The following is an 18,759-nucleotide window of genomic DNA, read 5'->3' as shown; positions in this document are numbered from 1 at the left end:
GGATGAGGAACGCAGTGAACAACGGGGTCTGGACCGGCACCTGGGTCGCCGAGCGGCTCGGCGTCGAACTCGCCGGCGACGACGAGCTCACCGAGCTGCTGGGACTCGCGCTGCGCCGCAACCCCAAACGCGCGCACCTGCTCGTGTCCCACGTGCTCGGCAAGCACGTCCCGCAGTCACCGTCCGTCGTCCACGGCTACGGCCTGGCGCTCGGCCGCAGGGTCCGGGAACTGCTCGGAGCCGAGGAGGCGGCCCGCGCGGCCGTCCTCGGCTACGCCGAGACGGCCACCGGACTCGGCCACTGCGTCGCCGACGGCCTCGGCACCGCCCCCTATCTGCACTCCACCCGCCGCCCGGTACCCGGCGTCGCCCCGGCCGGCGGCTTCGAGGAGTCCCACTCCCACGCCACCACCCACCTCCTGCTCCCCGAGAACCCGGCCCTGCTCGCGGGCGAGGGCCCACTGGTCCTGGTGGACGACGAGTTCTCCACGGGCAACACGGTCCTGAACACGATCCGCGATCTCCACGCGCGCTACCCGAGACGGCGATACGTCGTCGTCGCCCTGGTGGACATGCGCTCCCCGGAGGACACCGGGCGGCTGGAGGACTTCGCGCGGGAGATCGACGCGAGGGTGGACCTGGTGGCGGCGGCCTCGGGCACCGTAAGGCTGCCGGAGGGCGTGCTGGAAAAGGGACGGGACCTTGTAGCGACGTACGAGGACGCCGCCCCGGGGGCGCGGGGCGGTGACCCATGCGGCTCCGCCGCGGGGGCGCGACCAGCCACCCCGCACCCGCATCCTGACGACGACCGAACCACCCGCGTCGATCTGCACTGGCCCCGGGGCCTCCCGGACGGCGGCCGCCACGGCTTCACCCCCGCCCACCGAGCCCGCCTGGAAGCCGCACTGCCGGCGATGGCCGCCCGCCTGGCCGAAGCACTGCCCCCCGATGCGCACCGCGTCCTCGTCCTCGGCACCGAAGAGCTGATGTACGCCCCGCTCAGGCTCGCCCGCGCACTGGAACAGCTGCTGCCCTCGGCGCAGCTCCGCTTCTCGACCACCACCCGCTCACCCGTCCTCGCCGTCGACGACCCCGGCTACGCCATCCGCACCCGCCTGGTCTTCCCCGCCCACGACGACCCCGCCGACGGCCCCGGCGAGCGCTACGCCTACAACGTGGCCGGCGCCGGCTTCGACGCCGTCGTCGCCGTCGTCGACTCCGCCGGCGACACCGACGCGCTGCACGCCCCCGGCGGACTGCTCGACCGGCTCGCCGCGCACACCCCGCACGTGATCCTCACGGCCGTACCGTCGTACGTCCCCGCGCCCGCGCCCGCCCCCGAAAGGCCCGCCATGCTGCCCGAGCCACTCCGTGGCCCCGCCTTCTCCTCCTATGCGCCCGAAGAGGTCGGCTGGCTGCTGCAGGACCTCTCGGACGTCACGCTGGAGGCGCCCACCGAGGAGCGCGAGGAGGCCATCCAGAGCGGCGGCGCCCACTACGCCGAGTCGCTGCCGGTGGAGTACCAGCCCAGCGAGCAGTACCAGGACCTCTTCCACCAGGCCCTCGACGTCTCCGCGGCCCGCATCGCGCACGCCGCCGGCGTCGTCACCGAAACGGTCATCGCCGAACGGTCCCCCCGCCCCGTCCTGGTCTCCCTCGCCCGCGCCGGCACCCCCGTCGGCATCCTCATGCGCCGCTGGGCCCAGTACCGGCACGGCCTCGACCTGCCGCACTACGCCGTGTCCATCGTGCGCGGCCGCGGCATCGACGCCAACGCCCTGCGCTGGCTGGCCGCCCACCACGACCCCGCCGACGTCGTCTTCGTCGACGGCTGGACCGGCAAGGGCGCCATCACCCGCGAACTCGCCCAGGCCGTCGCCCAGTTCGAGGAGCAGGAGGGAACCACCGGCTTCGACCCGGAGATCGCCGTCCTCGCCGACCCCGGCTCCTGCGTGCGCACCTACGGCACCCGCGAGGACTTCCTCATCCCCTCCGCCTGCCTCAACTCCACCGTCTCCGGCCTGATCTCCCGCACCGTGCTGCGCGCCGACCTGGTCGGCCCGCACGACTTCCACGGCGCGAAGTTCTACCGCGAACTCGCCGGCGTCGACCTCTCGAACGCCTTCCTCGACGCCGTCGCCGCCCGCTTCCCCGAAGTCGCCGACCCCGTCGACGCGGCCGTCAAGGAACTGCTCGCCGCCGACCGCACCCCCACCTGGGCGGGGTGGGCCGCCGTCGAACGCATCAGTGAGGAGTACGGCATCCACGACGTCAACCTCGTCAAGCCCGGCGTCGGCGAGACCACCCGGGTGCTGCTGCGCCGGGTGCCGTGGAAGATCCTCGCCCGCGCCGGAGCGGGCGCCGACCTCGACCACGTCCGGCTGCTCGCCCAGCAGCGCGGCGTCCCCGTCGAGGAGGCCGCCGAACTCCCCTACACCTGCGTCGGCCTGATCCACCCCCAGTACACGCGCGGCGCGACCGGCGCCGACGGCAAGGCGGTGACCCGGTGATGCCGGTCCTGGTGGCGAGCGACCTCGACCGCACGCTGATCTACTCCGCGGCCGCCCTCGCCCTGACCATGCCCGACGCGCGGGCGCCCCGCCTGCTGTGCGTGGAGGTGCACGAGAGCAAGCCGCTGTCGTACCTGACGGAGACGGCGGCCCGGATGCTGACCGAACTCGGCGACACGGCCGTCTTCGTCCCGACGACCACCCGCACCCGCAAGCAGTACCAGCGCATCAACCTGCCCGGACCGCCCCCGGCCTACGCGATCTGCGCCAACGGCGGCCATCTGCTGGTCGACGGCGTGAGCGACGCGGACTGGCACGCGGCCGTGCAGGCACGGCTCACCGACGAGTGCGCGCCGCTCGCCGAGATCCAGGACCACCTGATGCGCACCGCGGACCCGGTGTGGGTACGCAAGCACCGCAGTGCCGAGGACCTCTTCGCCTACCTCGTCGTGGAGCGCGAGCTGCTGCCCGAGGAGTGGGTGAAGGAACTCGCCGCCTGGGCCGAACCCCGCGGCTGGACGGTGTCCCTGCAGGGCCGCAAGATCTACGCCGTCCCGGGGCCGCTGACCAAGAGCGCGGCGGTACGCGAGGTCGCCCGCCGCACCGGCGCCGACCTCACCCTGGCCGCCGGCGACTCCCTGCTGGACGCCGACCTCCTGCTGGCCGCCGACCGGGGCTGGCGCCCCGGCCACGGCGAACTGGCCGACGACGGCTGGACGGCCCCGCAGATCACGGCACTGCCGGAGCGGGGGGTACTCGCGGGGGAGCGCATCCTGCGGGAGTTCCTGAAGGCGACGCGCACGGCAACGCGCCCCTGAGGGGAGCGCGGAGCTGCGCGATCAACCCCCACGCGGCCGCGGACGGCCATGCACCGCCCGCTCAGCCGCAGCACCCTCCGCCGCAGCAACCGCCCCCGCCCCCCGCGCGAGGGGCGGGCGCCGGCGCCGAGGCCGAACCGCCCACCGCCACCGTCGACAACAACTTCACCGTGTCGTCATGCCCGGCAGGGCACGCCGCCGGCGCGGACGACTCCGCCATAGGCCGGCTCAGCTCGAAGGTGTCACCACAGGTACGGCACCGAAACTCATAGCGAGGCATGCCGAAAGACTAACCGGCATGATGGCCCCGCTCCTCACGGATCTGCGCCACCACCCCGGCCACCGACTGCCGCACCGCCTCCGTCTCGGACAAAAAGCGCCAGTAGTCGGGATGCCGGCCCTCCAGACCGGCGACCGCCCGGTCCAGCCGCGCCACCGCGTCGTCCAGCGGCCGGGCGTGCCGCGGATCCGGCGTCGCACGGCCCGTCATGGCCAGCCGCTGCGCGTCCCGGATCGCGAACCGGGTGCGCTCGACCTCCTGCCGCGGATCCTTCTGCACCGCGTTCAGCCGCCGCAGCCGGTCACCGGCGGCCGACACGGCCTCGTCCGTCGCGTTCAGCAGCGCCCGCACCGTCGACAGCAGCGCCGTCGCGTCCGCCCACCGCTGCCCGTCCCGCGCGCCCTGCGCCTCCCGCAGCTTCCCTTCCGCCTGCCGCACGTTCTCCCCGGCCTGCTCCGGCACCCGCTGCAAGTCCTGCCAGCAGGCCGCCGTGAACCGCCGCCGCAGCTCGCTCAGCACCGGCTCGACCTGCCCGGCCCGGGTCGTCAGCGCCTGCGCGCGGGTCCGCAGCGACACCAGCCGGTGGTCGATCTCGGCCGCCCGCTCCGGCAGCCGCTCGGCCTCCGCCCGGACCGCCTCGGCCTCCCGCGCCACCCGCTCGGCCCGCTCCAGCGTCGGCGCCACCCCGTGCTGCCCGGCCCCCTGATTGAGCTTCGTCAGCTCCGGCGACAGCGCGGCGAGCCGCGCCGCGAGATCATCCGCCTTCAGCCCCGACCGTCGTACGGCGTCCAGCGCGCCCGTCGCCGCCAGCAGCGCCTGCCGGGCCCGCTCCACGGCCGGCGCCACCCGCGCCAGCTGCGTCTCCGCCTTGCCGAGCAGCGGCCCGAGCCCCTCGCCGAACCGTTCCAGCTCCCGTTTGACCCGCTCCAGCTCCTCCTTGGCCCCGCTCAGCTCGGTACGCGCCCGCGCGGCGGCCGACGCCTCCAGGTCGTCCCGGTCCAGATCGTGGGCGTCCACGGCCGCGATGTACTGCTGCGAGACCTCGTCGATGCGCCGCCCCAGCGCCTCGAAGTCGGAGACCGCGCGCCGGGCGGCCGGGGAGTCGTCCACGGCCATGATCGTCTCGACGGAGATCCGCAGGTCCCGCTGCGCGGTGTCCAGTTCGTAGAAGGCGGCGGCAGCAGCGTCCTTCGCGGCCTGCGCCTCGGCCCGCTGACTCTCCGCCCGCCCGCCGAACCACCGCCGCGTGCCACCGCCCGCGAAGGCCGCGGGCACCGCCAGCACCGCGACGAGCGGCAGCCCCATCAAAGTGAGCGTGTCCCGTAGGGCGCGCGCGTACGACACCGACGGCGACGAGTACGGCTGCGCTGGTGTCGCCGTCACATCCCTCTCCCGTGCTGCGTTCGGCCCTGCCCGGTGCCATTCTCCCACCGGTTGAAGACGAACACACGGGCCGGTCAGTTCGCCGTACACACGTGATTTTCCCCCCACCGCCACGGACGGACACAGGGCGGAGACGTTGTGACGCGCCGACGACGGCACGGGGTCACGGACCCGTCCCGGCTGACGGCCCGGAGCCGGTTCGCTGCGGCACTCAGCCGCACGTCCACGGACCGGTGGCCGGTCCCGGTGCTGACCGCGTCCCACGGTCGAACGGGTGACCTTCCCGGGTGATGGTCGTTGCATACGACGAAAGGATCTTCGGCGTCGACGGGGGGCAGCGGATGGGTGGATCGCGACAGGTGGCCGCGCCGTTCGTGGTGCCCGGACCCGTGGGCGTGTCGGTCAGGACTCGGCTGCGGCTGTCACCGGTGGACGAGGCGGTGCTGACCGAGGTCGGTGCCTTCCTCGGCTCGCTCGCGTCGCGGGATCTCGCCGTGCGGTCCCGGCAGGGGACGTCTCACGACGCCACCTCCTGGGCGGCGCGCAAGCGGGCGCTGACCGCTACGTCGTCGGCGCGGTGGGCCGGCAGCATCACCTAGGCGACCCACGATCAGTGGGCGTCGGCCCGGCGTGGTCAGGCAGCCGAGAAGGCATGGCTGCGCGCCGAGACGGCACGGATCGAGGCGAGGCTGGCCCGCCCCCTGGGCGCCAACGCCGACAAGCGGGCCGGGCTCCCGCGCGGCTACGCCACCCGGTCGGAGTGGCACGCCAAGTCCCGCCGCCTGCACGCCCTGCGGGACCGGTCGGCCGCCGTGGAGTCCGACTGGGCAGCGGGCCGGGTGCATGTGGTGCGCGGTGGCGGCAAGAAGCCGGCAAGCCTGTGCCACCGTCCGAACGACGCCGGACTCGACGGGCGGACCCGGCGGGAGCGATGGCGTGCCGCCCGGAGGTTCCTGGCCGCCGACGGCGAGTCCGGGAAGCGCAACGGCAATGAGACCATCCGTGTCAGCGATACCGGAGAACTCTCGATCAGACTGCCGGCGGCCTTGATGCACCTGGCCAACGCCCCGCACGGCCGGTACGTGCTCGAGGCGACGGTGGCGTTCGGGTACCGGGCCGAGGAGTGGCGGGACCGCATCGCCGGGGACCGGGCGGTCGCGTACCGCATCCATCACGACGTCGGACGCGGCCGCTGGTACGTGACCGCCTCCTGGCAGCGCAGGGCCACCCCGGTGCTGCCGCTTCGCGTGGCGCTGGCCCGAGGCGTGCTCGCGGTCGACATGAATGACGACCATCTCGCCGCCTGGAGCCTCGGTGTGCACGGCAACCCGGTCGGTGCACCCCGGCGGTACTTCTACGACCTCTCGGGCAGCGCCTCGCACAGGGACGCCCAGATCCGGCACGCGCTGACCCGGTTGCTGCACCACGCCCGGCGCTGCGGAGTCGGCGCGGTGGCGATCGAGGACCTGGACTTCACCGACGGGACAAGCCGCGAGCAGCATGGCCGGAGCAAGAGCTTCCGCCGACTTGTCTCCCGCTTTCCCACGGCACGGCTCAGGAACCGGCTCGTGTCGATGGCCGCCGAGCAGGGCCTGGTGATCGTCGCGGTCGACCCGGCGTACACCTCTCGGTGGGGTGCCCGGTACTGGCAGCAGCCACTGTCCACTGCCCGACGAGAGATCACTCGCCATGACGCCGCCGCCGTGGCGATCGGACGGCGTGCCCTCGGTCATCCGATCCGGCGTCGGACGGCACCGCCCCCACCCGACCGGAGAGATCGTGCGGGGCATCGGACCGTCCAGACCGGGCCGGAGAGCCGGGGGTACGAGGAACCCCGCCCCCGCCTCCCAAGGATCACGGGCACGCCCCGTGCTGCCGGAGCCGGTGCGAAAGCGGGGGAGCAGCGTGCCCAACACCACTCGGGGCACGCGGTCGAGCCTGCGCCCTCTCCGTAGGACGCAGAACCGCTCGATCTCTCAGGAAACGGCTACGCCTGCTCACCTTCTGCTGGTTTGCAGGGCGCGGCCCGGGACAATGTAGGCTGTCGGCTTGTCCCGGGTGCGTAGCTCAGTGGTAGAGCGCCTGCCTTACAAGCAGGATGTCGGCGGTTCGAAACCGTCCGCGCCCACTCGGTGGAGGGCCTTCGGGGAAACCCGGGGGTCCTTTCGCGTGTCCGGGGGGGCGGGTTGCCCACGATGTGGCGCGTGAGTCGGTTCGAGGTGGGGATTCTCCCGCAGCCGCGTGTGCGGTGGTGGCGGGTGGTTGCCGTGCTCGGACTGCTGACCGGGTTGCTGGGCATGCATGCGCTGGCGCCCGGTGGGGTCGTGCCGGAGCGGCATGGACACATGAGCGCCCCGGCCGCCGTCGGCGTGGTCGCCGGTGACGGGTGCGCGGACGGGGACGGGCACTGCGGCGGTGGGCATGCGCGGCATGCCGACGCCACCTGTGCCTCCGCGGCGGTGAGCGGCGGGCCCGAGGCGCCCGTGCCGGTCGCCGGCCCGGGGCCCGTCGTCGTACCGGCCCGGACCGGTTGCGCGTACGTCGGTGCCGCGCCCGACGGGGCCTGTGCGCCGCCCACACTGGCCGAACTCCAGCTCCTGCGGATCTAGACACCGCCCGTGCCGTGCCGTCGGTCGTTCCGACCGGCGCGGTGCGTCCGCGTGTCCTCGAGATTCCCTCTCTTCGAGCAGGAGTTCAGCCATGAGCCACACCACCCGTACCCTCGCGCGCTGTTCCGCTCTGGTCGCGGCGGGGGTGAGTGCCGCCTTCCTTCTTGCCGCCTGCGGGGGCGGCAGCGGCGGACGGCGGGGCCGCCGCCCCGTCCTCCGTCACCTCTGCCTCCGCCTCGGCGGGCGTGAGCGCGCACAACGCGCAGGACGTGGCCTTCGCGCAGGGCATGGTCCCGCGCACCACCGCCAGGCGCTGCAGATGGCGCGGCTGGCCGCCCAGCGGGGTTCGTCCGCGCAGGTCAAGAGTCTTGCCGCGCGCATCGAGAAGGCGCAGGACCCGGAGATCCGGACCATGAGCGGCTGGCTGACGGCCTGGGGTGAGGACGTACCCCAGGACGGCGGCTCGGACATGCCCGGGATGGAGAACCACTCGTCGCACTCGGGGGCGTCCGGGATGCCCGAGATCGCGGAGATGAAGCGGCTGCTCGGCTAACCCTCGGCCTGGCCGCCGGTCTCGCTGGGGAGAGTCTCGTGCGCGTGCTTGAGGCGCGAGCGGGCCTCCATCCGGCTCTCGGGCGCTACCTCGGACCAGAAGCGGTGCGTGGTCACGAACACCGCCAGCTCGTGCTCGCGGCGCCGGAGCTTCTCCACCTCGGCCTGTTCGTCGGCCGTCCAGCCGGGCGAGGCGGGGCGTTCCAGCTTGCGCCAGCCGTTGTCGTCGCTGAAGCCGTCCAGCGGCTCCACCGACCAGGGGAGCCGCTTGAGCAGGGCCGACAGTTCGGACCGGACCTGATGCAGCTCCTCCTGGCCGGCGAGGAGGTCACTGGGGAATTCATAGGTCGTAGCCACGCGGCAATGCTACGCCTGTTCGAATTGAGGCAGCGAGCTGCTTCCGTGGCTTCACTCGAATGAGTGCACGAGGCGCTGGTACGGCCGTTCCCCTCCGGCCGCCGTGCTCAGTACCCCGCTTCCCGCAGCTCCCGCACCACCCGTGCCGCCACCGGGACGGGCACCCCGTGCCGTTCCGCCGCCCGCAGCAACGCGCCGCCGATCGCGTCGAGTTCGAGCGCGCGGCCCGCTTCGGCGTCGCGCTGCATGGAGGACTTCGTGGCGGCCGGGAAGGTGCCGTAACGGGCGAGGGCGGCGGCCGCGTCACCGGGGCCGCCGCTGGCCTGGCTGACGGCCGCCGTCTCCTCCGCCAGGGCGGTCAGCTCGTCGCGGTGGCGGGTGCGCAGCTCGCCGATGGGCACGCCGTGGCGGGTGGTGAGCAGGGCCATGGGGGCGAGGAACGCCATCTTCGCCCACAGGGCGGCGGCCTCGTCGGCCAGGACACGGGCGGTGACACCGGCGTCGGACAGGGCCCGGGCGAGTGCGCTCAGGCGGTCCTGCGGGACCGGGTCGCCGGTGAGGTCGACCTCGGCGAAGGCGGTGCCGTGTTCGATCACACCGGGTGCGGTCCGGGTCGACTCGACGCGGATGACGGCCGGGGCGACGCGGTCGGGCCGGTAGCGCTCGCGCAGGTGCGCCGGGTGGTCGACACCGTTGAGCAGCGGGACCAGCAGTCCGTCGCCGAGCACGGCGGGCGGGACGCGGATGAGGGCGCCGTCCAGCGCGGTGTGCTTGACGGCGACCAGGCAGACGTCGACCGGCTCGCGCAGCTCGGTGTCCGCCTCCACGGCGACCGTGAAGTCGCCGAACCCACCGCTGCGGACGCTGATGCCGGTGATGCGCAGGGTGTCGGCGGTGGTGTCGCCTGCCAGGCAGATCACACGGTGGCCGGCCCGGGCCAGCAGCGCGGCGAGCAGGCCGCCGACGCCGCCGGGGCCGAGGACGGCCACGGTGAGCTTGCCGGGGGTCGTGAGGGTCATCGGGTGTGTCCTCTCGTCGGTCGGCCCCGTGGACGGTGGCCGCCTGGCGCAGATCATCGCAGCTGCTGCGGATCGGCCGTACGCGGGGCCAGACTTGAGGCATGTGCCGGAGTATCAAGACCCTGCGTCCGCCCGTGCTCCCCGGTGAGGCCACCGAGGACGACATCCGGGCCGCCGCTCTGCAGTACGTACGGAAGGTGTCCGGGTTCCGGGCGCCCGCCGCGCACAACCAGGAGGTGTTCGACCGGGCGGTGGAGGAGATCGCCACGGCCACGGCCCGCCTCCTCGGCGAACTGGAGGTCCGGGGCGCCCCGGCGCGGCGGGCGGGGTAGGGGAGGAGGAGATTGCCGCCCCCGCCGGACTAGGACCGGAGGGCCGGCCCCCGGCCGGGACGGCCGACGCCGCCGACCGGGCGTCGACCGACGGGTCGCCCGACTGCGGCCCGGCGTCACCGCCGGTGGGCTGCCGGGCCGATGGTCCCCGTCACCGCCGGTGGGCTGCCGGGCGGCGGTCCCCGTCACCGCCGTTGGGCTGCCGGCACGGACGGCGGTCCGAGCCGTCGCGCCCGAGGCGCTGCCCGCAGGACGGGGATCGGCGTCACCGCCCGAGAAGCTACCGGCAGGACAGAGACCGGGGATCGGCGTCATCTCCCGGTGAGCGCCCGATGGGTCACCGGCGGGACCGGGACCGGGGCCGGGCCGGCGTCGTCGGCCCGTGGGGGCTACTGCTGGACGGCCGCCCCCTGCGCCGCCGGCCGGCGTCGCATCACGTACACGGCTGCGGCGCCCGCGCCGAAGAGGGCCGCCACCGACACGCCCGTGGCCAGCCAGGTCGCGCCGAGCCAGTGGGCGCCGTAGTAGCCGAGGGCGGCGCTGTAGCCGGCCCAGGACAGGCCGGCCAGGGCGGACCAGGGGAGGAAGTCGCGGGCGCGGTGGTGGGCGGCGCCGGCGCCGAGGGAGACGACCGAGCGGCCGGCCGGGGCGAAGCGGGCGAGGACGACGAGGGGGCCGCCGCCCCGGGCGAGCGCGGCGCCGAGACGTTCCTGCGCGCGGGTCAGGCGGCGGGAGCGGGCGATCGCGCTGTCCAGACGGGCCACGCCGCGCCAGGCCAGCCGGTAGGCGACGAGGTCGCCGAGGACGGAGGCGGTCGCCGCGGAGAGGATGAGGAAGAGCAGGTCGGGGACCTTGGCCGGGCCCGCGGCGCCGGCCGCTCCGGTGCCCGCGGCGGCCGCGGTCGCCGCCGTGATGACGAGGACGCCACTGGGCAGGATCGGCAGGAACACGTCCAGCAGCACGGAGGCCGCGACGACCGCGTAGATCCATGGGCTGCCGGTCAGCAACCCGACACTCTCCAGCACTGCTACTCCCCGTGTTCCCCCCTGGGCCGTACCGTTTGCCGCGCGAGAGCGGGGAGCGGCAGTGACCGGCCGATGACAGCCATACAGCGTACGCCTGAGGTGGGACGGGAGATTCGCCGGGGGCTCGTGTGTCGGAAGTTGCGCACGGGCCGCCGTACGGGAGGCCGTCAGGCGGCGGCCACCGGCGTCCGCTCCGGCGCCGGCCGGTCGTCCGCGCTCTCGCCGCGCCGGAGGAGCATCCGGTCCAGGCCGAACGCGCCGGAGCCGGTGAAGACCAGCAGCAGGAACGCCCAGCAGAACATCGCCGATGCCTCGCCGCCGTTCTGGATCGGCCACAGCGCCATGCCCTGGTGCACGTCGAAGTAGGCGTACGCCATCGAGCCGGAGGCCACCAGGGCCGCCGCGCGGGTGCCGAGCCCCAGCAGGACCAGACCGCCGCAGACCAGCTGGATCACGGCCGCGTACCAGCCGGGCCAGGTGCCGGCCGCGATCGTGCCGCCGTTGCCGCCGGGCGCGCCGCCCAGGACGCCGAAGAGCGAGGCGGCGCCGTGGCAGGCGAAGAGCAGGCCGACGACGATGCGGAACAGTCCGAGCGCGTACGGCTGCGTGCCGTTCAGGCGTGCGGTCATGTGGGGGCTCCTTCGGGGTCAGCGGAACGGCCCCGGTGGACCGGTCGTGGGGGACGGCGGCACCGGGTGGGCCACAGGTTAGGCAGACCTAATGAATGCTTGCAAGTTCAACATTCTGACGCCCCGCGCGACGCGCGCCCCACGCGACGCCGCCCCCCATACGACGCGGCGCCCCGCGACGTGGTCGCGGGGCGCCGGCCGGCCGGGCTGTGGACGTCGCCGTCAGCAGCTCGCGAGGTAGTTCGTGAGCGCGTTCTTCTCGGCGGTGTCGACGGAGAGGTCGTAGTAGTACTTCACCTGCACCCAGGCGCGGACGTAGGTGCAGCGGTAGTCGGTGCGCGAGGGCATCCAGGTGGCCGGGTCCTGGTCGCCCTTGGCCTGGTTGACGTTGTCCGTCACGGCGATCAGCTGCGGGCGGGTGAGGTCGTTGGCGAACGCCTGGCGCTGGGCGGTGGTCCACTTGCTCGCGCCGGAGTCCCAGGCCTCGGCGAGCGGCACGAGGTGGTCGATGTCGAGGTCGGAGGCGGCGGTCCAGGTGGCACCGTCGTACGGGGAGTACCAGCTGCCGCTCGTGGCGGCGCAGGAGGAGTCGGTGGCGACGTTCGTGCCGTCGCGCTTGAGGACGGTTTCGCGGGTGTTGCAGGCGCCGCTGATGGTGATCCAGTGCGGGAAGAGGTCGCGGCTGTAGCCGGTGCGGTTCTCGGTGGCGACGGTGAGCTGGGAGAGGTAGCTGCGGGCGGTGGCGGCGCTGACCGGGGTGGGCAGGGCGGCGGAGGCGGTGGGGGAGTTGAACAGCGCGACGGAGGCTGTCAGTGCGGTGAGCGCCGCGAGTATGCTCGTCCGTCGACGCGCGTAGAACCTGGGCATACGAACTCCCTTGAGGGGTGGGGGTGTTGGAGCGCGGGCGCGAGAATGCTCGCGGTGCCGTGTTGCGGGGAGATGTGCGCGCGGTGAGAGATTAGTGACGTGCTCATGACACGACAAGGTTCACGGTCGAACTTTCCGCGCCGTACGAGGTCGCGCTCTTCCCGTACGATGGATGGCGCAGAAGGGGAGTAGCTCTTCGCCGGTGTCGTCGACATACTGCTCGGTCATTCCGAGCCGGCGCCCGGAGGCGGACCCGTGGTGGTCGCGCCAGCGAGACCTTCGGCAACGCAGTGCTTGCCCGTGCCGTACGGCACGGGTGCCCGAGTGCTGCCGTGCCGAGGTGTCTTGCGCGTGGACGTACCGCACTCTCGGTGGGGCAGCCCCGACCGATTGAGGAACCTTGATCAGCATCACCGTGACGGCGCTCGTCTTCGGCGTCATCTTCCTCGCCGAGCTGCCGGACAAGACCGCGCTCGCCGGCCTCGTCCTCGGCACGCGCTATCGAGCCTCGTACGTCTTCGCCGGAGTCGCCGCCGCCTTCACCCTGCACGTCGTGCTCGCCGTCGCGGCCGGCAGTGTGCTGACCCTGCTGCCGCAGCAGATCGTGCACGCGCTCACCGGTGTGCTCTTCCTGGGCGGCGCCGCGGTGCTGCTGCTGAAGCAGGGTGAGGAAGAGGAGGAGGTGCGCCGGCCCGAGGACCAGACCTTCTGGAAGGTCGCCGGTACGGGCTTCATGCTCATCCTCGTCGCCGAGTTCGGTGACCTGACGCAGATCATGACGGCGAACCTCGCGGCGCGCTACGACGACCCGTTGTCCGTCGGTCTCGGTGCGGTGCTGGGCCTGTGGGCGGTCGCCGGTCTCGGCATCGTCGGCGGAAAGGCCCTGATGAAGCGGGTGCCGCTGGCGCTCATCACCAAGATCGCGGCGCTGCTGATGCTGGCGCTCGGGGTGTGGAGTCTGTGGGAGGCGGTGGCCGGATGACGCGGCCGCCCCGCTGAACGCCCGGTGAACTGTCGCGGGGGTGGTGGCGGGATGCCGTCCTCATTTTGTACCGTGGAGGAACAAAGTGGTTCCCGCCCGTTTTCCCTGACCGGCGGGCGGGACCACCTTGTCCCTGCGGGGGCATGTTCGCTCACTTCCCGGGAGTCGCCGATGCCGGCCACCGTCTTCACCGCCCGTGCGCTGCTGCTCGACATGGACGGCACACTCGTCAACTCCGACGCCGTCGTGGAACGCGTCTGGCGGCGCTGGGCCGAACGGCACGGGCTCGACGGCGACAACGTGATGAAAGTCGTCCACGGCCGCCAGGGACACGCGTCGAGGCGGTCCTGCTGCCCGACCGCCCCATGGAGCACAACCTCGCGGACAACGCGCGGATGCTCGCCGAGGAGACGGCGGACATGGACGGCGTGGTGCCGGTGCCGGGGGCGCCGGAGTTCCTTGCCTCGCTGACCGCCCTGGGGGTGCCGCACGCGTTGGTGACCTCGGCGGACGTCGCGCTGTCCAGCGCGCGGATGACGGCGGCGGGGCTGGCGCTGCCGGCGGTACGGATCACGGCGGAGAGCGTGGGGGCGAGCAAGCCGGACCCCGAGGGCTTCCTGAAGGGGGCGGCGGAGCTGGGGGTGCCGGCCGAGGAATGTGTGGTCTTCGAGGACTCCGGCGCTGGGATAGCGGCGGGGCGCTCCGCGGGGATGAGGGTGGTGGGCATCGGCCCCCGCGCCGCCGCGCACGGCCCTGACGCATGGATCCCCGACCTCACGGCCCTGCGCCTCGAAAACACCGGCTCCGGACTGTTCCGCCTGCACGCCGGGCGATAACCCGACGGGGCTGCGCCCGGCGTTGCGGTGGCCGGGGTGGGCTGCGCCCGGCGTTGCGTCCACCAGGCTGGGCTGCGCCCGGCGTGGGGTAGGCCGGGGTGGGTTGCGCACCCCGCGTTGAACGAGTGCACCCGCGTGGTGGCTGGCCGGGGGTGGGTTGCGCAACCCGGCGCGACGGGGTGCCTCCCCCAAGCTCTTCGAGCAGGGGGTACCCCCAGCGCCCACCCGCGCCGCCCCGGCGGCACGACTGCCCGCAGTTCCGCGGGACGACTGCCCGCAGCTACGCGGGACGACTGCCCGCAGCTACGCGGGACGACTGCCCGCAGCTAGGCGGGACGGCGGTCCGTAGCCACGGCGACACAGCCGCCCGCTGCTTGGCGGCTTGGCAGCCGCCCCGGCGTGCCGGTCCGCGGCTACTCAGGCACGCGCGGCGGTTCACACCCGCGGCGCAGGGGTGGCGGTGCGCCCCCGCGGGCGGCGCGGCGGTCCCTGGCTAGAGACGCGCGGCGGTCCGTGGCTACGCGGGACGACTGCCCGCAGCTACGCGGGACGGCGGTCCGTAGCTAGGCGGGGTGGTCCGCAGCTACGGCGGGCGGGGTGGTCCCCAGCTATGGCGACACAGCCGCCCGCTGCTTGGCGGCTTGACGGCCGCCCCGGCGTGCCGGACCGCAAATGCGCGGGACGGCGGTCCGCGGCTGCGCACGCACGCGCCGCGGGTCACAACCGCAGCACACGGGAGGCGGCGCGCACCCGCGGACGGCGCGGCGGTCCACACCCCGCGACGCACGGGTGGCGGTCCGCACCCCCGGTGGAAGCGACGACGGCCCGCAGCCGCGTACGGCGGGGAGGGGACGGGGTGGGGGGTGTCCGCCCGCAGCGGCCGGCACCGGGCAACGGTGCCGTCGTCGGGGACGGGCGGCCGGACCGAGGACGGACACCCCCCACCCCGGCCCCGACTCACCCACCCGCAGAAGGCGCTACACCAGCCACAACGCGACCGCAACGGGCCGCCGCAGGCATATAAGGGGCGCGGGGAACTGCGCGACCAGCCACCACGCACCCGCACCCGACATGCGACCCGGCGCCGCAGGCTCACGGCGCCTCCGTCTCCGACTCCAGCATCGCCCGCGTCTGCGCCCCGTACACCCCCAGCCCGTCGTCCGTGACGCCTCTCGCCCACTGGTAGTTGCGCAGCGCGTCCTCGACCTGGCTGTTGAAGTTGCCGTTGGCCTCGCCGTTGTACAGATTCAGCTGGCGAAGGCGCAGCTGGAGTTCCGTGACCGCCGGCCCCCGGTCACCGCGCCGCAGCACCCGGGCGTCCTGGTCACCGTCAGCCGGGGCGGACGAGACACCCCCCGCGGACGCCGTCGCCGTCGCCGTCACAGTGGGCGACGACGTCGGCGTCGGGCGGCTCGGCGCGGAGGTGGACGCCGAGGGCGACGACGTAGCGGACGGGCTCGCGCTCGTCCGCGACGGGCTCGGCCCCGGCGAGGACAGCGACGGCGAGGGCGACGACCCAGGAGACGCCGACCGCTCGGCCGTAGTCGTCACCGAGTCCGTCACCCCGTCCGTCACCCCGTCCGGCACCGCCGCACGGGGTCCCTCGGGCGCGGCACCGTCCCGCGTCGGCGTGTCGTACGACAGCAGGCCGCTGGCCAGCCCGGCCGCCGCCACCACCCCCACGACGCCCCCGGCCAGCAGCGCGGCAGTGCGCCGGCGCCTGCGCCGCTGCCCGTCGGAAGGGCCGCCGTCGGGCTGTGTCACCGCGCCGCCGTCACCGAGGCGCGTCGATTCCGCCGCCGCGAACAGACTCAGATCCGCCGCGCTGGGCGCCGAGGGCAAAAGATCCGCACGCTCCGCAGACACCGCCCGCAACGGCACCGTCTCCTCCAGAGCAGCGCCACCCTCCGCGCCACCCTCCGCACCGCCCCCCGCACCACCCCCCGCGCCGCCCCCCGCCCCCGCCCCCTCCGGCTCCAGCTCCACATACGGCCGGATCCGCAACGGATCGAAGTCCTCCGCCGCGGCCGCCGCAGCGGACCGCGTGGCGGCCAGGGCGTCGGACGCCCGTCGGGTGCAGCCGCACGACGGAGTGTTGTCGGCCGCCCGAGGCGCACCGCACTCCGGGCAGCGGTGCACCCGCGCCGAGGCCCCGGCCCCGGGCCCCGCCCCGGCCCCGGGCCCCGCCCCGGCCTCCGCCCCACCCCCGCGTTCGTCCATGTGTTCGCCCTCCCCCATAGGACCCCCATAGGAACTCCGGAGATTATGCGGTTCCTCCACTCGGGCGAAGGCGGCTCCCCCCGGAATACTGGGCTCCAACAGGACTCAACAGGCCATAACCGGTCACACCGAACAGGATGGATGTCTCACGACAGCTGGGGAGGTCTCCATGACCGTGGACGCGCACGCCAGGACGGGAAGTGCGCAGCAGGAGCATGTGTCCGGCAACGTGCTCGTGTCGATCGGCGCCCTGCTGCTCGGCATGCTGCTGGCGGCTCTCGATCAGACCATCGTGTCGACCGCGCTGCCCACCATCGTCAGCGACCTCGGTGGCCTCGAGCACCTGTCGTGGGTGGTCACCGCGTACCTGCTGGCCTCCACCGCCGCGACCCCGCTGTGGGGCAAGCTCGGCGACCAGTACGGGCGCAAGAAGCTCTTCCAGGCCGCGATCGTCATCTTCCTCATCGGCTCCGCGCTGTGCGGCATGGCGCAGAACATGCCGCAGCTGATCGCCTACCGTGCCGTGCAGGGGCTCGGCGGCGGCGGCCTGATGGTGCTGTCGATGGCGATCGTCGGGGACATCGTCTCGCCCCGCGAACGCGGCCGCTACCAGGGGCTGTTCGGGGCCGTGTTCGGCGCGACGAGCGTGCTCGGACCGCTGCTGGGCGGACTGTTCACCGAACACCTCAGCTGGCGCTGGGTGTTCTACATCAACCTCCCCGTCGGCGTCGTCGCCCTCGCCGTGATCGCGACCGCGCTGCACATCCCGCGCCGCTCGACCCGGCACGTCATCGACTACCTCGGCACCGTCCTCGTCGCGTCCGTCGCCACCTGCCTGATCCTGGTCGCCTCCCTCGGCGGTACGACGTGGGGCTGGGGGTCGCCGCAGATCATCGGCCTGGCGGTGCTCGGCGTGGCGCTGGCCGGTGTGTTCGTCGCCGTGGAGCGCCGGGCCGCCGAACCCGTCCTGCCGCTGAAACTGTTCCGCATCCGCACCTTCACCCTCTCCGCGGTCATCAGCTTCATCGTCGGCTTCGCGATGTTCGGCGCGATGACCTATCTGCCGACGTTCCTGCAGGTCGTGCAGGGTGTGAGCCCCACGCTGTCCGGGGTGCACATGCTGCCGATGGTGTTCGGCATGCTGCTGTCCTCGACGCTGTCCGGGCAGATCGTGAGCCGTACCGGCCGCTGGAAGGTGTTCCCCGTCGCCGGTACGGGCGTCACCGCCATCGGCCTGCTGCTGCTCCACCGGCTCGACGAGCACAGTTCGACGGCCCGGATGAGCGTGTACTTCTTCGTGTTCGGCCTCGGACTGGGCCTGGTCATGCAGGTCCTCGTCCTCATCGTGCAGAACGCCGTGTCGTACGAGGATCTGGGCGTCGCCACCTCCGGCGCCACGTTCTTCCGCTCCATCGGCGCGTCCTTCGGCGTCGCCATCTTCGGCACGGTTTTCGCCAGCCGCCTCAGCGACAAACTCGCCGACGCCTTCCGGGGCGTACGGCTGCCGGGCGGGGCGTCCCCGGACGCGCTGAAGGCCGACCCGCGTGGCATCGGCGCCCTGCCGCCCGCGCTGCGCCCGGCGGCGCTGCACGCGTACGCCTCCTCCATCACGGACGTCTTCCTGTACGCCGCGCCGGTCGCCTTCCTGGGGTTCCTGCTGGCGTGGCTGCTGAAGGAGGACCGGCTGCGGGCCTCCGTCACCGCGCCGGACGTCACCGAGACCCTCGCCAGCAACCCCGTCGAGCGTTCCTCGTACGACGAGGTGTGCCGGGCGCTGTCCGCGCTCGGTACCCGGGAGGGGCGGCGCGAGGTCTACCGGAAGATCACCGAACGGGCCGGCTACGACCTGCTGCCGGCCGCGAGCTGGCTGCTGCTGCGGATCAAGCGGTACGGCCGGGTGGAGCCGGGTGCGCTGGCCGAGCGCAGCCCCGTGCCGCTGCAGGTGATCCTCGAGGCCGCCCGGCAGGTCGAAGAGCGGCAGCTCGCCCGCCGGGAGGGGGTCGACCTGGTGCTGACGGACGCAGGGAGCGCGGTCGCCGCGCGGCTCGCGCAGGCCCGGGAGGAGTCGCTGGCCCACCTCCTCGGCGACTGGTGGGGGCCGGACCGCCCCACCGACCTGACGCAACTGGTCAAACTCCTCAACGAGGAGCTCTGCGGCTCCACCCGCGAACAGCCCGGCGCCCCGGGCCGAGCCGCGACCCCCGGCTGACCGGCGGCCGGAGCGAACCGTCTCGCGCCGCCAGGCGGAAAGGGGACCGGCCGGCACCGGACGCATCACACCCCCGGCCTGCCGCCGCCCCCGGCGGCCCGCGGGGCTGGGCACCTCGCCCGCCGGGGCCA

General features: G+C 73.7%; 16 protein-coding genes, 1 tRNA gene and 2 pseudogenes. 11 read left to right on the top strand and 8 right to left on the bottom strand.

Annotation, left to right across the window (positions count from 1 at the left end):
- The first annotated feature begins 2 nt into the window (after nucleotides 1-2).
- Nucleotides 3-2,510, top strand: coding sequence for a phosphoribosyltransferase (locus AC0B9F_RS02725; protein ID WP_471998405.1), 2,508 nt, complete (start codon nucleotides 3-5; stop codon nucleotides 2,508-2,510).
- Complete coding sequence (locus tag AC0B9F_RS02720; RefSeq protein WP_471998404.1) at nucleotides 2,510-3,328, top strand: HAD family hydrolase; 819 nt, start codon at nucleotides 2,510-2,512, stop codon at nucleotides 3,326-3,328. Before AC0B9F_RS02725 ends, AC0B9F_RS02720 begins: the two co-directional genes overlap by 1 nt.
- A gap of 61 nt (nucleotides 3,329-3,389) precedes the next feature.
- On the opposite strand, the gene AC0B9F_RS02715 is transcribed toward AC0B9F_RS02720, so the two are convergent.
- A complete protein-coding gene (locus AC0B9F_RS02715; protein ID WP_471998403.1) occupies nucleotides 3,390-3,608 on the bottom strand; it encodes an FmdB family zinc ribbon protein in 219 nt (72 codons plus the stop codon).
- A 9-nt stretch (nucleotides 3,609-3,617) separates the two neighbouring features.
- Nucleotides 3,618-4,991: a hypothetical protein gene (locus tag AC0B9F_RS02710; RefSeq protein ID WP_471998402.1), complete on the bottom strand. Its 1,374-nt coding sequence runs from the start codon at nucleotides 4,989-4,991 to the stop codon at nucleotides 3,618-3,620.
- 341 nt (nucleotides 4,992-5,332) lie between these two features.
- Between AC0B9F_RS02710 and AC0B9F_RS02705 the strand changes: the two genes are divergently transcribed.
- The 5 genes and pseudogenes from AC0B9F_RS02705 to AC0B9F_RS02685 form a co-directional block, all read left to right on the top strand.
- Nucleotides 5,333-5,590 (top strand): hypothetical protein, encoded by a 258-nt coding sequence (locus AC0B9F_RS02705; protein ID WP_471998401.1) that lies wholly within the window; start codon nucleotides 5,333-5,335, stop codon nucleotides 5,588-5,590.
- A gap of 213 nt (nucleotides 5,591-5,803) precedes the next feature.
- The gene (locus AC0B9F_RS02700) at nucleotides 5,804-6,946 is read left to right on the top strand and encodes a nuclease/transposase family protein (RefSeq protein ID WP_471998400.1); all 1,143 of its coding nucleotides are present in this window, start codon (nucleotides 5,804-5,806) and stop codon (nucleotides 6,944-6,946) included.
- A gap of 101 nt (nucleotides 6,947-7,047) precedes the next feature.
- Nucleotides 7,048-7,119: transfer RNA gene (locus AC0B9F_RS02695), tRNA-Val, on the top strand.
- 76 nt (nucleotides 7,120-7,195) lie between these two features.
- Nucleotides 7,196-7,600 carry a DUF6153 family protein gene (locus AC0B9F_RS02690; protein WP_471998399.1) on the top strand — a complete coding sequence of 135 codons (405 nt, stop codon included), beginning with the start codon at nucleotides 7,196-7,198 and terminating at the stop codon, nucleotides 7,598-7,600.
- Nucleotides 7,601-7,691: 91 nt separating this feature from the next.
- Nucleotides 7,692-8,144: pseudogene (locus AC0B9F_RS02685) on the top strand (DUF305 domain-containing protein); the annotation flags it as partial.
- 5 nt (nucleotides 8,145-8,149) lie between these two features.
- On the opposite strand, the gene AC0B9F_RS02680 reads toward AC0B9F_RS02685, so the two are convergent.
- Both AC0B9F_RS02680 and AC0B9F_RS02675 read right to left on the bottom strand, forming a co-directional pair.
- Nucleotides 8,150-8,509, bottom strand: a complete 360-nt coding sequence (locus tag AC0B9F_RS02680) for a hypothetical protein (RefSeq protein ID WP_471998398.1) — start codon at nucleotides 8,507-8,509, stop codon at nucleotides 8,150-8,152.
- Between the two features lie 107 nt (nucleotides 8,510-8,616).
- Nucleotides 8,617-9,528, bottom strand: coding sequence for a ketopantoate reductase family protein (locus tag AC0B9F_RS02675; RefSeq protein WP_471998397.1), 912 nt, complete (start codon nucleotides 9,526-9,528; stop codon nucleotides 8,617-8,619).
- Between the two features lie 101 nt (nucleotides 9,529-9,629).
- On the opposite strand from AC0B9F_RS02675, the gene AC0B9F_RS02670 reads away from it, so the two are divergent.
- Nucleotides 9,630-9,860: a DUF2277 domain-containing protein gene (locus tag AC0B9F_RS02670; RefSeq protein ID WP_471998396.1), complete on the top strand. Its 231-nt coding sequence runs from the start codon at nucleotides 9,630-9,632 to the stop codon at nucleotides 9,858-9,860.
- A gap of 389 nt (nucleotides 9,861-10,249) precedes the next feature.
- On the opposite strand, the gene AC0B9F_RS02665 is transcribed toward AC0B9F_RS02670, so the two are convergent.
- The 3 genes from AC0B9F_RS02665 to AC0B9F_RS02655 all read right to left on the bottom strand — a co-directional run bounded on the left by AC0B9F_RS02665 (nucleotide 10,250) and on the right by AC0B9F_RS02655 (nucleotide 12,381).
- Nucleotides 10,250-10,885 (bottom strand): DedA family protein, encoded by a 636-nt coding sequence (locus tag AC0B9F_RS02665; RefSeq protein WP_471998395.1) that lies wholly within the window; start codon nucleotides 10,883-10,885, stop codon nucleotides 10,250-10,252.
- 167 nt (nucleotides 10,886-11,052) lie between these two features.
- Entirely contained in the window at nucleotides 11,053-11,514 is a 462-nt protein-coding gene (locus AC0B9F_RS02660) for a DoxX family protein (RefSeq protein ID WP_471998394.1), read from the bottom strand.
- Nucleotides 11,515-11,736: 222 nt separating this feature from the next.
- Nucleotides 11,737-12,381, bottom strand: a complete 645-nt coding sequence (locus AC0B9F_RS02655) for an HNH endonuclease family protein (RefSeq protein ID WP_471998393.1) — start codon at nucleotides 12,379-12,381, stop codon at nucleotides 11,737-11,739.
- A gap of 400 nt (nucleotides 12,382-12,781) precedes the next feature.
- Here AC0B9F_RS02655 and AC0B9F_RS02650 point away from each other — a divergent pair, with 400 nt between their 5' ends.
- Both AC0B9F_RS02650 and AC0B9F_RS02645 read left to right on the top strand, forming a co-directional pair.
- Complete coding sequence (locus AC0B9F_RS02650; protein ID WP_471998392.1) at nucleotides 12,782-13,363, top strand: TMEM165/GDT1 family protein; 582 nt, start codon at nucleotides 12,782-12,784, stop codon at nucleotides 13,361-13,363.
- 171 nt (nucleotides 13,364-13,534) lie between these two features.
- A pseudogene (locus AC0B9F_RS02645) lies at nucleotides 13,535-14,199 on the top strand (HAD family hydrolase).
- 1,092 nt (nucleotides 14,200-15,291) lie between these two features.
- On the opposite strand, the gene AC0B9F_RS02640 reads toward AC0B9F_RS02645, so the two are convergent.
- Nucleotides 15,292-15,963, bottom strand: coding sequence for a peptidoglycan-binding domain-containing protein (locus AC0B9F_RS02640; RefSeq protein WP_471998391.1), 672 nt, complete (start codon nucleotides 15,961-15,963; stop codon nucleotides 15,292-15,294).
- Nucleotides 15,964-16,588: 625 nt separating this feature from the next.
- Here AC0B9F_RS02640 and AC0B9F_RS02635 point away from each other — a divergent pair.
- Complete coding sequence (locus AC0B9F_RS02635) at nucleotides 16,589-18,628, top strand: MDR family MFS transporter (RefSeq protein WP_471998390.1); 2,040 nt, start codon at nucleotides 16,589-16,591, stop codon at nucleotides 18,626-18,628.
- Nucleotides 18,629-18,759: the final 131 nt, after the last annotated feature.

The sequence above is a fragment of the Streptomyces sp. NPDC097129 genome, from assembly GCF_055668065.1.
Note: the sequence above shows the minus strand (reverse complement) of the source record. Positions and strands in the feature narration are given on the sequence as shown.

Bases quoted from the DNA above. Each gene is read 5' to 3' on its own strand.
- AC0B9F_RS02675 (WP_471998397.1), bottom strand. From the start codon at position 9,528: ATGACCCTCACGACCCCCGGCAAGCTCACCGTGGCCGTCCTCGGCCCC.
- AC0B9F_RS02725 (WP_471998405.1), top strand. From the start codon at position 3: ATGAGGAACGCAGTGAACAACGGGGTCTGGACCGGCACCTGGGTCGCC.
- AC0B9F_RS02635 (WP_471998390.1), top strand. From the start codon at position 16,589: ATGACCGTGGACGCGCACGCCAGGACGGGAAGTGCGCAGCAGGAGCAT.
- AC0B9F_RS02720 (WP_471998404.1), top strand. From the start codon at position 2,510: ATGCCGGTCCTGGTGGCGAGCGACCTCGACCGCACGCTGATCTACTCC.
- AC0B9F_RS02660 (WP_471998394.1), bottom strand. From the start codon at position 11,514: ATGACCGCACGCCTGAACGGCACGCAGCCGTACGCGCTCGGACTGTTC.
- AC0B9F_RS02705 (WP_471998401.1), top strand. From the start codon at position 5,333: ATGGGTGGATCGCGACAGGTGGCCGCGCCGTTCGTGGTGCCCGGACCC.
- AC0B9F_RS02715 (WP_471998403.1), bottom strand. From the start codon at position 3,608: ATGCCTCGCTATGAGTTTCGGTGCCGTACCTGTGGTGACACCTTCGAG.
- AC0B9F_RS02670 (WP_471998396.1), top strand. From the start codon at position 9,630: ATGTGCCGGAGTATCAAGACCCTGCGTCCGCCCGTGCTCCCCGGTGAG.
- AC0B9F_RS02655 (WP_471998393.1), bottom strand. From the start codon at position 12,381: ATGCCCAGGTTCTACGCGCGTCGACGGACGAGCATACTCGCGGCGCTC.